General features: G+C 63.1%; 14 protein-coding genes. 10 read left to right on the top strand and 4 right to left on the bottom strand.

The genetic code is table 11. From position 1 onward, the window contains the following. Nucleotides 1-204: 204 nt before the first annotated feature. Nucleotides 205-936, bottom strand: coding sequence for a queuosine precursor transporter (locus NATGR_RS06420; RefSeq protein WP_015233401.1), 732 nt, complete (start codon nt 934-936; stop codon nt 205-207). A 326-nt stretch (nt 937-1,262) separates the two neighbouring features. Here NATGR_RS06420 and NATGR_RS06425 point away from each other — a divergent pair, with 326 nt between their 5' ends. Then, nucleotides 1,263-1,538 (top strand): PadR family transcriptional regulator, encoded by a 276-nt coding sequence (locus NATGR_RS06425; RefSeq protein WP_005575545.1) that lies wholly within the window; start codon nt 1,263-1,265, stop codon nt 1,536-1,538. Between the two features lie 222 nt (nt 1,539-1,760). On the opposite strand, the gene NATGR_RS06430 is transcribed toward NATGR_RS06425, so the two are convergent. From NATGR_RS06430 to NATGR_RS06440, 3 genes are read right to left on the bottom strand one after another with little or no spacing between them, the layout of a single operon-like run. After that, the gene (locus NATGR_RS06430; protein ID WP_015233402.1) at nt 1,761-2,879 is read right to left on the bottom strand and encodes a cation:proton antiporter regulatory subunit; all 1,119 of its coding nucleotides are present in this window, start codon (nt 2,877-2,879) and stop codon (nt 1,761-1,763) included. Beyond that, nucleotides 2,876-4,198 (bottom strand): hypothetical protein, encoded by a 1,323-nt coding sequence (locus NATGR_RS06435; RefSeq protein WP_005575548.1) that lies wholly within the window; start codon nt 4,196-4,198, stop codon nt 2,876-2,878. The genes NATGR_RS06430 and NATGR_RS06435 overlap by 4 nt, the downstream gene beginning before the upstream one ends. Nucleotide 4,199: 1 nt before the next feature. Continuing rightward, entirely contained in the window at nt 4,200-4,718 is a 519-nt protein-coding gene (locus NATGR_RS06440) for a DUF7382 domain-containing protein (protein ID WP_005575550.1), read from the bottom strand. A 75-nt stretch (nt 4,719-4,793) separates the two neighbouring features. On the opposite strand from NATGR_RS06440, the gene NATGR_RS06445 reads away from it, so the two are divergent. Genes NATGR_RS06445 through NATGR_RS06485 form a run of 9 tightly spaced genes read left to right on the top strand, consistent with a single transcriptional unit; the run spans nt 4,794 to nt 16,008 of the window. Next, nucleotides 4,794-5,861, top strand: a complete 1,068-nt coding sequence (locus NATGR_RS06445; RefSeq protein WP_005575552.1) for an ATP-binding protein — start codon at nt 4,794-4,796, stop codon at nt 5,859-5,861. A 26-nt stretch (nt 5,862-5,887) separates the two neighbouring features. Next, nucleotides 5,888-6,580, top strand: coding sequence for a DUF7310 family coiled-coil domain-containing protein (locus NATGR_RS06450; RefSeq protein ID WP_005575553.1), 693 nt, complete (start codon nt 5,888-5,890; stop codon nt 6,578-6,580). Next, nucleotides 6,577-7,038, top strand: a complete 462-nt coding sequence (locus NATGR_RS06455; protein WP_005575554.1) for a DUF7311 family protein — start codon at nt 6,577-6,579, stop codon at nt 7,036-7,038. The genes NATGR_RS06450 and NATGR_RS06455 overlap by 4 nt, the downstream gene beginning before the upstream one ends. Beyond that, nucleotides 7,035-8,960, top strand: coding sequence for an ATPase, T2SS/T4P/T4SS family (locus NATGR_RS06460; protein WP_005575556.1), 1,926 nt, complete (start codon nt 7,035-7,037; stop codon nt 8,958-8,960). Before NATGR_RS06455 ends, NATGR_RS06460 begins: the two co-directional genes overlap by 4 nt. Further along, complete coding sequence (locus tag NATGR_RS06465; protein WP_005575558.1) at nt 8,957-10,687, top strand: hypothetical protein; 1,731 nt, start codon at nt 8,957-8,959, stop codon at nt 10,685-10,687. Before NATGR_RS06460 ends, NATGR_RS06465 begins: the two co-directional genes overlap by 4 nt. Before the next feature lie 42 nt (nt 10,688-10,729). Next, nucleotides 10,730-11,626 (top strand): DUF7283 family protein, encoded by an 897-nt coding sequence (locus NATGR_RS06470; RefSeq protein WP_005575560.1) that lies wholly within the window; start codon nt 10,730-10,732, stop codon nt 11,624-11,626. Further along, on the top strand, nt 11,604-12,077 hold the full coding sequence (locus NATGR_RS06475; RefSeq protein WP_005575562.1) for a DUF7285 family protein: 474 nt from the start codon (nt 11,604-11,606) through the stop codon (nt 12,075-12,077). Before NATGR_RS06470 ends, NATGR_RS06475 begins: the two co-directional genes overlap by 23 nt. Beyond that, on the top strand, nt 12,074-13,135 hold the full coding sequence (locus NATGR_RS06480) for a DUF7284 family protein (protein WP_231990801.1): 1,062 nt from the start codon (nt 12,074-12,076) through the stop codon (nt 13,133-13,135). Before NATGR_RS06475 ends, NATGR_RS06480 begins: the two co-directional genes overlap by 4 nt. Next, a complete protein-coding gene (locus NATGR_RS06485; protein ID WP_005575566.1) occupies nt 13,132-16,008 on the top strand; it encodes a DUF7286 family protein in 2,877 nt (958 codons plus the stop codon). Before NATGR_RS06480 ends, NATGR_RS06485 begins: the two co-directional genes overlap by 4 nt. Nucleotides 16,009-16,010 lie beyond the last annotated feature (2 nt).

Raw genomic sequence — 16,010 nt, forward strand, 5'->3', positions numbered from 1 at the left:
AAGACGAGATCTAGTACCGTCCCAACCGTCGACCGACGAGTCGAACCGGCCCACGTGGCCGGGTTCGACTCATCAGTGCAGGCTTGGCCCGCCACTAGTAGCGTCCCAAGTTTACTCTGACTAGTGCACTCGACTTCTGATCGAGAATCGTGATCGGTTTGGGCCAACTCTCAACTAGTCGGTCCACGCTTGGGACGGTACTAGTTACGACGGTGTCGTGGCAAGGTCGCCGTCTGCCCGCGATCGAACGAGTGCGACGACCGCGTAGACGATCGGTGTGTCGACGACCGCGATAGCGAGTTTCAGCAGGTACTGGCCGATCATCAGCGCCGCGAGTTCCTCGAGGGGCAACACGACGCCGACGCCCAGCAGCATCGGTGCGATCGAGAAGGCGACAGCGACGAAGATGACGGTATCGATCGCCTGACTGCTGGCAGTCGATCCGATGTTACGCAGCCAGAGGTTGCTCCGTCCGGTGTACTCTCGGATTCGGTGGAACACGATTACGTCCCAGTTCTGGCTGATGACGTACGCCAGCAGGCTCCCGAGGACGATGTTGGTCGATGCACCGAGGACGTCGGCGAACATCTCCGGATCGATGCTCGTCTCGGCGGCCGGAGCCGCGATCGTCGACCAGACCAATACGAGGACGACGAAGTTCAATGCAAACGCGACGTTGACAACGATCTGGGCCGCCCGCCGGCCGTAGAGTTCCGTGTAACAATCGCTCGCCAGGAACGTAACTGCGTAAGCAAGTGCTGCGCCAGGCAAGACGAGCTCAGAACCCGTAATCGGCAACGAGAACGGAATCGAGAACGCCAACACCTTCGTCGCAGTCAGTTGCGCCGTCGCCAGTGCCGTCACGAAGAGTCCGATCAGCGTCACCTGTGGTACCGTCGGCGTGCCGCGACGGGAACGAGAACGTGACTCGACCATAACCGTCGCATACCCATCGGCGACACCTAAACGGTTCGAGATCGACTCGGAGAGCCTCCCACAGATCTCCCAGTAGCTGTCGCGCGTTAGTACTCGACGGACGAACGAAACACGGCGATACGACACTGGAAGTGGCGAAACGAACAGGGGCCGTCCGTCGACCCGAAACCGGCTTTAGATCACTTCCGTCAAAAAGTCATTATGAACGGTGAAACGAATCACAATCGCGTGTAACGCACAGTAATTCGCCAAAACCGCTCTTCGTGGCCGTGATACGCGATCGATAACAAATAGTCAGTCGTGTGGTGTAAGTAAACGGATGAAACATGGACGATTTGACCGGATTCCAGCGTGACCTCCTGTACGTGATCGTCGGTGCCGACCAGCCGTCCGGACAGGACGTCAAAGACGAGATCGAGACGTACTACAGTGCAGAGATCAACCACGGCCGGCTCTACCCCAACCTCGATACCCTCGTCAACAGGGAACTCGTCGAGAAGGGGCAACTCGACCGGCGAACCAACTATTACGAAATCACCGATCACGGACGGGAACAGATCGAACAGCGCCGAAAGTGGGAGCGGCAGTACGTCGACGTCTGAGATGGATCGCAGAACGGCTGCCTTGCCCCACTCATACGGTTTGCTGTAACGATTTACCGGTGCAACCGCAAGACGGGCCACGATTGCACCGGCAATAACTTACAGCAATCCGTATCACGGCACCACGATCGGACCGGAGACGACATAACAGCGTCCGCACGAAACAGCCGCCGCGTGCCGCGAGGTCACGCCCGAGACGCTAGCGACGCCGACAGCCACCGGTTACAGTTCTTCCAACGCGGTCGGCTCACCGAGTACGTACAGGTCGTCGCCAGCGACGAGCGTCTCCTCGTCGCCGGGAAACGGACGTATCTCGTCGTCTCGCACGACCGCAAGAACCGTTCCGGGAATCCAGCCGACGAACTCGTCTTCGAGTGACGACCCCGAGACGACTGACTCCGAGACGATCGTACCGTGTCCACTTCGAAGCGCCGCAACGAACGCCGGGGCTGCAGTCGGCGACTCGGGACGGACGACCAGCCGGTACCGCGATTCAACCCCACAGTCGAAGGCAGCCGCGTCCGCGTTTCCGACCGACACGGTTACCACGTCGCTCGTCGTCGACTGCACCGTCCCGGTCGCGACCAGCCGACTCGAGTCGTCCCACACCCCGACCGGATCGCCAACACACGCGTCGACCGGTGGCTCGGCACGAACCGCGACGGCGACGGTCTCCGGAGGAAGCGTCCAGTCGAGTCCCGACCGCCGATCCCCGACCGTCAGTCGTTCGACCGTCCCGTCGGGCGAGACATCGACCGACGCATAACCGAGTCCGTAGTCGCGCTCGAGGCGATCGGCGAGTCGCGACTCGAGGTCGTCGACAGAGAGACGAGCAGGAAAGAGCAGGGTTCGGCCCGCGAGCGTTCGTTTGACCGACTCCCCGACGGACGGGTGGCAATCCGCCTCCGCAATCGTCGCCGGGAGCTCGAGTTCGATCGATCGCCTGCTGGCGCGGACGCTCGACGCGACCGCACCGGTCACGGACAGCCTGTCGATTGCGAAGATTTCGCTCGCGATGTGGTCGCCGACGTGACGGCCACCCGCCGCCGCGATCGCGCCGGCGAGAAACGATCCGAGAAAGTAGCTGGCGGTCGCGTGGTGGTCGAGTCGCGTCTCGTGACCGATCGTCGACCCCTGCAATCCGCCGACGTTCAGCCAGCCGCCGACGACGGCAAGGCCGACGAGGACCGCAACGCCGAACGGCACGGGCCGGGTGCTTGCTCCGCGGTAGGCAACGGCGACGACCGTCGATGCGACGCCTGCCAGGACGGCGAACCCGAAGACGTTGACGAGTGCGATTTTGCTCCACTCGGTCACGAGTGAGCCAGTGACGAGCATCATCCGCACCTCATTTCTACTGCCCGTTTTTCGACGGTTGACTGTGATCGAGTGGCGTTCGGTTCCGTTCGTTCGTCGCCGTCGACGATCCGCCACAACGTTGCTGTGTCACCGATCACGAACACGTCGTCGTCAGACTCGAGGGTCGAGAGGTCCGGTTCGATCACCAGGGTCGGGTCTGTCCTTGCAACTGTCTCGGTCGAGTGACCGCCGTTTTCGTTCGTCCATCCGCCGAGAACGCGAACATCTTCGAGCGTGGCGTCGACGGCGTCCGAGGCGAGAGCGGTCCGGAGTCGACCCGCGGGCAGCGAACGGACCGACTGGCCCGCACGTTCGAGGACGTCGAACGCGGAAACGTCGGCGGGTGACTCACCGGAGAGGGCCACGATCCGGACACAGTCACTCTCCAGAACGACGCTGGCGTCGGGTGTCGAAACGGCGACGGTCACACGTCCCCGGCCGCCAGGTGTTTCGACGGCTGCCGGTCGACTCGATCGGGCGGACCGATCCTCGGCGACAGTCTCTCGAGTCGGTTCGTCGGTGGCATCGACATCGACGACTCGTCCTACGACCGCAACCGTCTCCGACTCGGGGTAGACGGCGACTTCGTCACCCGGTGCGAGGCCGGTCGGCAGCAGTGCCCACACCGTGACAGTTCGACACCCGTCCGGAATCCGACTCGGGACGGCGTTCGACGGCGGTGCTGCAGCAATAGTTGCACGGCCGCGTTCGTCGACCGAGACCGAAACCGCCGCCAGATCGTGAGTCGTTCGCAGACGAGCCTCGAGTCGCGACTCGAGGGCGGAAAGCGGCAGATCGGCTGGAAGACGCCACGTTCCCTCCTCGAGAGTTGTCTGCAGATCGGGCCCGAGCGGCGGGTGGCCGTCGATATCCCGGACCGCTCCCGCCGTGCGGATCGCTACCCAACCCGTGCTGTCGACGGCGTCGGTCGCCTCGGCCGAGAGCCCTCGTTCTCGTCGGACGGGACGTGCGACGTCGAACGGGAGGTCGTCGACCGCGGCTTTTGCCAGACTGTGAGCGTACAGTGCAAGCACGACCACGACGAAACACGTGACGAGGATCGAAAGCGCCGAGATGGCGATCGTGTCGTCGCTCGAGAAGGCGGCGGCGTCGGTCACCCCGACGGCGTACCCGTTGAGTCCAGCGAGGACGAGCGCAGCGATTGCGACGGCCACACGCGGGACGGCGTAATCCAGGTGGGCGAGTCCCCCAGAGAGGCCCGCGAGGATGACGGCTGGGCCCACCCCAAGCAACAGTCCGAACGCGACGGCGACGACGATGGCGGTCGTGAGTTCGAACATACTATCCTTCGGTGACGATGATCTCGGGATTGGGCTGTTCGTCGATGTAGTTGCTGTCCGACGGCGGGACGACGTCGATCTCCAGTGTCCCCATGTCCTGGTCGGCACGGAGGCCGAAGTCGTCGTCGTCGAGGTCGACGATCGCCTCGTGCGCGTCAGCCTCGTCTTCGCCGGTCTGGGCCTCTGCAACGCCGTCTAGCTGTGCAGAGCCGGCGGAGACGAGTACCGTCGCGTCCTCGACGTCGTTGCCGTTCTCGTCGATGACGTCCATCGAGACGGAGACTGCGTTGCCTTGCTCGATGACCTGATCGTCGTCGTCGATCTCGACTGTCACCTCGGTGTCGCCGACATCGCCGATGCCGCCAAGCATGTTCAGCATGAGCGCAAGCGCAGCGACACCGACGGTCAGCGCAATCACGAGTCGGATCGGGAGTCCTTCGATCGCCCGGTCGTCGTCGACGAACGATTCGCCCGCTGTTCGCCGGGAGCCGGCAGCGCCGTCGACTGCTGTCGATCGCATACCACGCCTGGTTCCGCCTTCCGACTTAAACTCTGGTCCGTGGGTTGAAATGAAACGAGGAGGCAACGTTCGACGATGAGTTTCGTACTCGGACGCGACACCGATCTCGAGAGTGGGCCGGCCGGTCGTCTCGGCACCTATCGGGCGCTGGATGGAAGTGACGGTGTGGCGCTGTATCTCGACCTAGACGAGCCACACGCGGTGCTGGTCGTGGGCAAGCGAGGGTACGGGAAGTCATACACGCTCGGAGTGATCGCAGAGACGCTCGCCCGGACCGGCGGACTGGCCCCCGTGATCGTCGATCCGATGGGCGCGTTTCGCACGCTCGCCGAGGCTGCCGACGGCGAACCGGTTCCCGCAGAGATCGTCGGCGAGCCGACCGTCTCACCGGCGACGCTCGATCCCCGATCGTGGTGTGAGCTGGTCGGCCTCGAGCCCGAGAGCGCCACTGGCGGACTGCTCTGGCAGGCTGCGAGTTCCGAGACGACGATCGACGACATGTGCGAGGCCATCGAAGCGGCGAACGCATCGCAAGCGGAGCGACGGGCGGCGATCAACCATCTCGAGCTCGCGCGGTCGTGGGAGGTCTTCGATCCCGACGGACTCTCGGCGGCCGATATCGCCGGTCCCGAGGTGACCGTTTTCGACGTCGCCGGACTCGACGACGCCCCGATGAACGCCGTTTGTCGAGCTATCGCGGAGACGCTATATCGCGCCCGCGTCACCGGGCGAATAGAGCGGCTCCCGTGGCTGTTGCTCGACGAAGCCCACGCGTTCTTCGACGGGGTCGCCGAACCCGCACTCCGAACGATTCTCACGCGTGGCCGCGCGCCTGGCGTCACGCTCGTCGCGGCGACTCAGCGGCCAAGCGCCGTCCCGCCGGTCGGGATCTCCCAGTCCGACGTGCTCGTCGCCCACCGGCTGACCGCCGGCGACGACCTCGATGCACTCGAGTCTGCCCAGCCAACGTACGTCGACGAGTCGTTGGCGAATCGCTTGCCGGAACGGCCGGGCGAAGTCGTGATCGTCGACGACGCAACCGAAACTGTCCACGCTGCACGAATTCGGGAACGCGACACCCCACACGGAGGGGCGAGTCCGAGGGCGAGCGAGACCGCCGTCCGACCTGACACAGAGGTTTAAGTACGAACGGGCAGCGAAACCGGCCCATGACCGACGTCGAGCGACTCGAAGACAGACTCGCTGCCGTCGAACGAGCGGTCGTCGACGGCGACGCGACGGTCACCGATCTCGCTGATCTCGAGTCGACACGGACAGACCTCGCACGACTCGAGTCACGGCTCGAAGAGTTCGAACGCAGAATCGCCGACCTGGAGGGACGGACGGCCGCACTGGAGGGGTTCACTGGGGAGGTACGTGCCGTCAACGACGATGTCGAGCGACAGGCGGCGACGGCAGTCGCCACCGTCGATCGTCTCGAACAGCGCGTAGCGACGCTCGAGGAGGCGGTCGACGAGGGCACGCAGACGACATCTCTCGAGACGAAGCAGAGAGACGACGACACGGTAAACGTCGATGGCGATGCCGATAGCAATGAACGTGACGCCGAACGCGAGGAAACGAACAGAAGCGAGCAGTCGCCCGAGAGAGCAGCCGCGGACGTTCTCGAGAGAGTAAACGGCGAGGCTGCAGCGCCAGACGAGGACGGAAACAACCGAGAGGCCGACGGCGACGACCGGCTCGAACAGGCAGTAATGGCGGCAGAGCAGCGGTCGGTGAATCAGTCCCTCGAACAGTCGAGAGCGACCGACGACAGGGCCGATCGAGAGAAAGACCGGGACGAAAAGACGGAAAGAGGCGAGAAGTCCGGCGTGCTCGAGACGCTCCGATCGAGACTATGATCCGGTACGTCCTCGCCGTTCTCCTCACGGTCGCGCTCGCTGTCCTGTCGGTTCCTGCGATCGACCACGCCGCGACAGTGAGTACGGAACGTCAACTGCAGGGTGATCTCGCGTCGGTCGACGACACAGCAGTGTCGCTGTACGAGAACGAGGAGGTGACGCCGGACGGCGTTCCAGCACCGAAGCGGACGGTAGCAGTTACCTTCCCTGCCGATTCGCTGACATCGACCTCGGTAGAGTACGTCCGAATCGAGCGGCTCCACGAGACGGGAAGTCTCGCGACCTTCGCAGCGAGAGAACGTGGCGAACGGCACCGTCTCATCGATGCACCGATCGTCTACGCCGATCCGCACCGAAACGAGACGGTCGAACTCGGCGGCAGTGGCGAAACGAGACCGCTGACGCTCACGCTAGAACGAGACGATCGGGGCGAACCCGTCGTCGTCGCGAGCCAATGATCCGGACGCGACGTGACCGACTCGAGTCGATCCTCGAGCATATTGGGCTCGAAGATGTGTTCGAGTCGGCCGATGGCGACCGCCCGTGCCCGTGTACGGCTCGCTTCGAAGACCGGACGCTGATCGTCGACGCAGACGACTGTGATGGAGGCGGCGACCTGACCGACGCCGAGCCGTGTCGCCGAACCGTCGTCGAGACGCTCGTCGAGCGTGGAGCCAAGCAGTTGATGGTTCGATCGAACGGGCTCGAGTATCGGTACGACGACCGCGGCGTCGCACTGTTTGCTGCAGCCGGCCGATTCCTCGAGTTACTCGGCGACCGTCACGAACGACTGGCCGAAACGACCGCCACCGATCCGCTCGCAGTCGCCGACGAACTTCGCTCCCGCGTCGACCGGATCGCCGAACTCGGGGCCGAATCCGGACTGCTCGCCGCCGCAGACGGCATCGAGAGCTACGCCGACGTCGAACCCGCGGTCGGTCTCGAGATCGGTCACTACGTCGTCGACGGGAGTATCGACTGCGCCAGTCTACGGGACATCCGGTCGCTCGAGACTGGCAGCGAGGCGCGAATCTACACCAGACCCGACGGTGTCCCGCTTTATGCACTCGACGTGGTCGACCTTTCGCTGTCTGCCGACGATCGGTCGCGGCTACTCGAAGGGTATGAAGCGATCGCAGCGGGCACCATCGAGGGGGAACGGACCGCATCGCGAGCGATCGAACGCGTTACCGACGGGCCGGCCGATCCACGGTTGAGTCCGATCCTCGAGAAACACACGGCTGGATACGGCGTTCTCGAGGATCTCTTTGCCGATCCGGAGATCACCGATGTCTACGCGACCTCACCCGTCGCTGCCAACCCACTACGAGCCGTCGTCGACGGCGAGGCGATGGCGACGAACGTCCGCCTGACCGAGGATGGCGCTCGAGCGGTCGGCTCTCGCGTTCGGCGAACCAGCGGCCGAGCGTTCTCACGCGCGACACCGACGGTCGACGCGACGGCCGGCCTCGAGAACGGAACGGAACTTCGGATCGCTGGCGTCACCGATCCGGTTGCCGACGGAACCGCCTTCGCGTTCCGAGAGCAGGCCGACGACCGGTTCACGCTACCCGCGCTCGTCGCGAACGGGACGATGCCGGCCGACGCGGCAGCCGTGCTCTCGATCGCTATCGAGCAAAACGCGGCCGCGCTCATCGCAGGAACTCGCGGTGCCGGGAAGACGACGCTGCTCGGAACCCTCCTGTACGAGCTCCCGCCGAGCGTTCGAACCGTCGTGATCGAAGACACACCGGAGCTACCGGTCGATCCGCTGCAAGCGGTCGGCAGAGACGTCCAGGCACTTCGGACGGGAACCGGCGACGGACCCGAAATCACGCCCGCAAACGCACTCAGGACTGCCCTCCGACTCGGTGATGGCGCACTCGTCGTCGGCGAGATCCGCGGCGAGGAAGCGAGCGTCCTCTACGAGGCAATGCGCGTCGGCGCGAACGCAAACGCCGTTCTGGGAACGATCCACGGTGACGGTGCAGACGACGTCTACGAACGGGTCGTCTCGGACCTGGGCGTCGAACCCTCCTCGTTCGGCGCGACCGACATGGTGGTCACGGTTCAGGCCTATCGGACCGTCAACGGACGAAAGCGACGACTCGCACGGATCGAAGAAGTCGTCGGCAGCGGCGACGAAGTCCGGTTCGAACCGCTGTACGCCATCGAAGGCGACAGCGCCCGATCGACCGGTCGGATCGACCGTGGGGAAAGCCGACTCGTCGAACGGCTGACCGGCCCCGACACCTCGTACACCGACATCCGAGACGCGATCGACGACCGACGTGACCTACTCGCCTCGCTCGCCGCCGACGGCCGCACGACGCCGAACGCAGTCGCGTCGGCCTACGCGAAGGAGACTCGAGTGAGATGAGAACCGACACCGACTCGACGCTCGTCTCGCTTGCCCGCGGGCTGGCGAAGCTGTACCCCTGGCCGGTCGAACCAAGCGCGGAGCTCGTCGAGTCACTGTCCTTTCTCGAGTCAGCGCTCGACCCGGAGACGGTCGTTCGTGCAGGCTACGGGGCCGGTCTCATCTCGGTCGTCCCGACGAGCGGGCTCACCGCGACGTCGATGCCCGTCACCGTCCTCGCCTGTTTCCTGTTCGGCATTCCGCTTGCGACCGTCCACGTCGTCCACGCGCTCCCGAAGCTCCTTGCAGCGTTCGCACGAACCGAAGCGCTGGGGGATGCCCCCAGTCTCGTCGGTCGAGTCGTGCTGCGAATGCAAGTCCAACCCTCACTCGAGAGTGCGATCCGATTTGGGGCGGACACCGGTCACGGACCGCTGTCGGCGAGTCTCGCCGCCCACGTCGCCCGGTCGATGGGAACCGCCGAGACGGGATTGCTGTCGTTCGCCGACGAGTGGGCCGACCGGTTTCCGGCCCTCCGGCGGGCGAGTCACCTGCTCGCGACCGCCCAAGACGCGCCAGCGGCCGAACGAACGCGGACGCTGGATCGAGCACTGGGGGCGATGCTCGACGGCACTCGCGAGCAGATGGCGACGTTTACCGCCACGATCCGTGGGCCGACGAGTGCGCTGTTCGCGTTCGGCGTCATGCTACCGCTCGCGCTCGTGGCGCTCGTTCCTGCCGTGCCGATGGTCGGGATTTCGGTCAATATATGGATGGTGGTCCTGCTGTACAACGTCGTACTCCCCGTCGTTCTCGTCGCGGCGAGCCTCTGGTTGCTCGTCCGACGACCCGTCGCTTTCCCGCCACCGTCGATCGATCGTGACCACCCCGACCTCCCCGATCGACTCTGGCCACGGTTCGTGGTCGGAATCGCCGCCGCCGCCGTCGTCTACGTCGGTACGAGGCGAGTAGGCTACGAACATCTCGCACCAGTCGCCGCAATCGGACTCGGCGCTGGCGTGGGACTGCTGGCCGTCTACAGCCCGATTCTCTCGGTTCGACACCACGTCCGTGACGTCGAATCACACCTCACTGACGCGCTTTACCTCGTCGGACGGCAGGTCGCCGAGGGGGAGTCCGTCGAGTCAGCGATCGCACTCGCAGGCAAACGCATCCCCGCGGAAACCGGCGACGTCTTCGAGGCTGCAGCCTCCCTCCAGCAACGGCTCCACGTCGGCGTCGAAGAAGCGTTTCTCGGCGAGTACGGCGCACTCCAGAACGTACCGAGCCCTCGAGCGCGAGGGACGGCGTCGCTGCTTGCGATCGCCACCGACGAAGGTCAACCTGCGGGACGAGCGATCGTTGCGATGGCGGATCACCTGGAGGAACTCGAAGAACTCGAGCGCAAAACACAGCGCGACCTCGAGCAGGTGACCGGAACGCTCGACAACACGGCCGCCTACTTCGGGCCGCTCGTCGCCGGCACGACGGTCGGACTCGCAGACATGATGGGTGGAATCGACGTGGCGGCGACGACCGAGTCGGCGGCGTTCCCGACCGACTCGCTCGCGCTCTCGATTGGCGCGTTCGTTCTCGTGCTCTGTCTCGTATTGATCCCGCTCTCCTATGCCCTTCGATACGGCCTCGACCGGGCGCTGTTCGGGTACCACGTCGGTCGAGCACTGCTGTCGGCGACGACAGTATACGTACTCACGGTCGTTGCGATCGACCTCCTGCTCTCGCTCTGATCCGCGCCGAGGTTTAAATACGAACGTCGGGCCACTGGATGCATGGATCTCGAGACGCCCGCTGACGCGTGGTACGTCTGGCTGGCAGTGAGCCTCGTCAGCCTCGCGATGGCCGGTATCGCGATCGGACTGCCGAGCGGTCCGCCGCCGGACGCGGACAGAGCTGCAAACGCCATCGAACGAGTGAGTGGGATAGAAACCTATCAGGCGACGACGAGCTACGAACACGACGCCGACACAGTCAAGATCGACGGTAAAACCGTCGCGATGCGCAACGACCACGGAACAGCACACTCGAGTATCGCTTACGGGCAGGTCGTTCCCGTAATGGGCCACGACCGACTCGAGAACGTCACTCACGGGACGAAGATAGAAGACGAGTACGCTACCGAGATCGAAGCTCCCGGGGAGACCGGAATCGGCGCTTTCCTCGAGGACGTACGGACGGCAAACGAGGAAAACAGTGGGGCGTGGCAACGAACGGACGGTGAGATTCGGGCCACGACGGTTCGAACGATGCCCACACCGGCCGTCTCGGCGTCGGTGACGACCGAACAGTTGCCGGGCCTCCAGACCGACGAACTCGTCTTCGAGTACGAGACGAACCGGGCAGTCGACTTCTCCTTCCAGGCGACGGGAGCGGACGGAATGGAAGCTGACACCGCCACAGCGTCCGAGAGCGGGACCGACACAGTAACGGTCGAACACACCGAAATCGAGGGGAACACGCTCCGGTTCCCGCTCACCGTCGAAATCTGGACGACCGGAACGCGCGTCTGTCAGGAAACGATCGAGAGTGACGGTGCCGGCGAAACGGTCGAACTCTGTGACCGGGACAAGGGAGCTATCGAGATCGAGGCGGACGCCGACGAACGCGGCTACCTCGAACGATCACAATACGGGACGGAGGTGTACCATGTCACGCTCGTCGACGCATAGGGGCCAGACCGAACCACTCGCCGCTCTCGTTGCCGTCGCGGTGATCGGGGTCGCGGTCGGACTCTACGGCGGCTACCTCACCGGCACACTCTCGGAGACGACCGACCGCACGTCCGCTGATGTCGCACTCGAGCGCGTCTGGCAGGACATCTCGAGATCGGGTGTGTTCGCCTCGGCCGACGACAGCGAGCTCGACCCGATAGCGGATCGAATCGAGCTGGCGTCGCTTCCCGAAGGAGAGAACGTCCGAGTAGCGGTCACGACCGTACAGGAAGGCGAAGAGCAACTGGTCACCGAGGCGCGATTCGACGCGGACGGAACGGCCCTCGAACCTGACACACTCGAGGCTCCCCCGTCCCACGCCGGCGTCGCCAAACGGCCGATTCCAGTCGCACTCGAGCCAGGAGCCGTCCGCGGCGGAACCCTCAGTGTGGAGGTGTGGTCGCCGTGAACGAACGCGGCGTTAGCACCGTTCTCGACGTGTCACTTGCGCTCTTGCTGGTCAGCGCGAGCGTCCTGGTCCTTGGGCTCTATCTACAAGACGGCGACGACGGACTCGATGACCTGCAGGCCGACCGAACCGCGGAAACGCTCGCTGCGACGACGATGTCAGTCCAGTACGACCTAAGCGATGTCGAGAACAGCGACCGATTCGCCCCGCCCGAGTTGACATCGGCGAACACGTACGACCGGGCCGAGTACGGGCCGTCAACCGGCCTGCTCGCCGATGCAGCCGTGACGAACGTACGGATCGACGACGATCGACTGCTCGCCTACGGCGACGAGTACGAAGACGCCGTCGACGCCTCGATCGGCAGCGCACTCGTCGGTGCGAACCACCACACCTACACCGTCGCCGTCTGGGAACCCTACGAGAACGCGACCGTTCGAGGAGAAGCAACCGCCGGCGACCGATCCCCACCCGACGAAGACGTCGGCAGCGTCACGATGACCGTCTCGAGCGGGATGGCCGGTCTCGATGACGAGACGATCAGAAACGCTTACGAAGACGGCGGCGACCGCGAGGAGGGAATCGCGTTGGTGGCCGAACTGATCGCCGAGCAACTCGTCGAGAGCTACTTCGACCCCGAAGCCTCACAGCACGCCCTCGAGAGCCAGGGCATCGAACGGTCGCTGAAAGTCTACCATTACCAGGAAACGGCAGCCGCAGCCAACGTCGAGTTCGACGACCCCGGCGACGAGGAGACCCCACTCAGCAGGACGGGAGCCAACGCGACCACCGCGAACGAACGCCTCGTCTACGGCAACGAAGAGCAGGACGTACTCCTCGAGGACCTCTGGGAGTGGATCACCGACGACGGAGACGCACCGAGCGGACTCGCTGCAGTGATCGCCGACGATATCAGGAACGGGGCGCTCGTGGACGAGATCGATGCCATCGACGCCGAGTACGACAGCGAGGCTGCGGACGAACGCGTGGGTGAACTGCTCGTCGAATCGATCACACTCGACGAACTGACGATCACGGTCCAGACCTGGGAGCCATGAACGGGAGCCGCCCACGAACCGTCTCAGTCACTCTCGACGATCGGGCACGCGTCCCGTTCGCGATCATCGGCGTCTTGCTCCTCCTGAGCAGCGTCACCGTCGTCGGCGTCCTCGAGTCGCGAAATACACCCCAGGCCGACGTCGACCCGATGCTCGCGATCGATCGAACGGAGCCGCTCGTCCAGTCCGAACTCCGCGAGGCCGTCCTCCGTGCGACCGACGAGGCCGCGAGAGCACCGCTGTCGACGACTGCCGACACCCCCGTCGGACACGCGATCGACGACCCAAGCGAGAGCGAGTTCGAACGCTACCTGGAACTGCTAATATATATCGAAGCCGAAAAATCGCTGCCGACCGCTGGCGAAAAGATACGCGGCGACGTCGAGACGACCGTCGAACTCGAGCCCGTCGACTGGAACGACCGAGAGAGCATCGAGACAGCGATCGATCGCATCGACCTCGACGTCGGCGACGGCACACTCGAGGCGACGCTCGACTCCGTCTCGATCCACCTCGAGGGGCCGAACACGCAACTCCGACAGGAACGCGAGATCACCGTCACCGTAGGAACGACGCTGTTCGAGCTTCGAGAGCGGACGCAGGAGTTCGAGGAGCAACTCGAGACCGGATTCATGGAAGCGGACGGATACGAAGGATTCAGCCGAACACTGGCCACCCGGCTGTACGCACTCACCTGGGCGAAAACCTATTACGACCGACTCGACGGCGATCCCAGCGACCGAGCGTTCGAGAACATCACGCCAAACGACCACACGGAAGTGCTGGCAAACGACGCAGTCTTTGCGGTTCAGGAGGACGCGTTCGGCGAGGGAGCCGCCGATCCCTACGAAGACCGCGTGATGAGCGGCGCAGCAGCCTGTCTCGCCATTGATCTGGGCGACGACATCGTCGAAACCGATCTCGAGGATCTCGAAACCCTCTGTGAAAGCGAGTACCTGTTCGGCGACGCCGACGGCGACCTCGAAGATCCACCGACAGTTCAGGAACTGCTATTGTGGCTACTCGAGGACCACGTGGAAGGAAAGCAGGAACTCGAGGTGCACGCGCATCCATTCGCCGAGGCTGCCTTCGCCGAAACGACGGCGTTCGGGATGAGCGATATGGAAAGCGAATTCAACGAGACGCTTGCAGAGACGGAGCGGTTCGACGACGAATACCTAGACGTGCATTACCAGGATGAGTTAGGTAATACCGAAGAAGTTGATGTCTTTAATAACATTTTGAGCAATATAGAAAGAGTTAGTGATGGCGCAGAGCGGCGCGAAGAATTGACTGACAGCAGATCGAATATCGCTCATGCTAATATAGAGACAGACGAAAATACCATACAACACGGCTCCCTACCCCGTGCCGACTACACCGAAGGACCGACCGGAAGCGAGAATCATTCCTACAAAGGATCCAGACACCACGTTGTTTCGAGCGGCGGGGCAGACGTTACGATTTCCGAGCGTGGCGACAGCTCCAGCAGTCTTGAACGAGACCTCGCCGACATCGACATTGAGTTTCAGAACACGGTTCAGGAACGAGCAAAGTGGGTCGGACACGAGAACGCCTCCAACGAAACAGTGTGGTCCGACGAAACTCGGGTCGAATATACGGCTTCGTTCACCGTTTCAGGTTCTTTCGCGACCGACTCGAACGTCGATCGGTCGAAAGACATCGAGACGGCACTCGAAGAAGGAGGGGCAGCTGGTCCGAAGACGGCAAATAACTTCGTCGACGCGCCAGACAAAGCAATTGAACAACTGTTCGGAGCCAAATCCGAGAACAGAATCGAGAGCAGAATCGAGTCACAATCACGAAGCATTCTCAGTGAAAACGATTTCGAAGAAGCGATCGACTACGAGACAAGCGGTGAGATAGACCTCGAGAGCGACGACATCGACGACTGGCTGGAAGACGAACTGGCAGCGACGCATCTGACAGTCGTGACCCAAGTCGAACCGCTCGAAGTCGATCTGTTCGAGATGATCGAGGGTGAAAGTCCGATTTACGAGTTCGAGTCGCGGGTCGAGCAACTGGAAGACGAACTCGTCTACGAAGGAGTCGATGGGGAGTACGAGAACGCACCCGACATGACACGAGTCGAACTCCGGCAGCGATACTTCGACAACCTCTACGCCTGGATCGAAACGATGGGCGAAATCCACGACGACTCGAACGACGCAGCCGGAAGTATGGTCGACGATCTCTTCGAGGGTCCAAACGGCGTGCTCGAAGAAAGCGTCGGGTTCACCCAGGATGTAATAGCGGACTCAGAACACGTTCTCGACGGTGGATCGAATCGAAAACTGGCAAAAGCCGACGATTCCTCTCTGAAAGAGGATGTCTATATTACCGTCGACGGAGCACCGACGTACTTGCAACTCGAGCCCGTCGATCGTGAAGAAGTCCCTGCTGTCCGACCAGAAGGGGTGGGACCAGTGAATCCGGAGAACACGACCCACGCTCCATTAGCGTCGAAGTACGAAAACGAAGTCGGATTCCCGGGTGCTCCGGTCATCCCCTGGCCGAAGTTCTTTTTCCTGCAACTCGACGCCTGGCAAGTCGAAGTCGAAGGCGAGTACGCACGATTCAAGACAAGAACAACCAGTGGCGATGGCTCGAGTACAGACTCGACGACCTACGTTAGAGAAAATAAAGACGTGTATCTCGAGGCAGAAGCCAACATAGAAGTCGAAGCAGGGTCAGTCGAAGCCATCGAGTTTAAAAACTCGGTGCCAGTCGTTGCATTTGTTCCCAGTCCGAAGGTTCTGACTCGAGGGTCACCTGGGATCGGAGATATTGGCAAGAGTGAAAATAAGACAGAAACATGGAATGGAGTAGGCCCCAATCTTAAGGGTGAATAGTC

Origin of the sequence: Natronobacterium gregoryi SP2, from assembly GCF_000230715.2 — an archaeon.
Lineage (GTDB): Archaea > Halobacteriota > Halobacteria > Halobacteriales > Natrialbaceae > Natronobacterium > Natronobacterium gregoryi.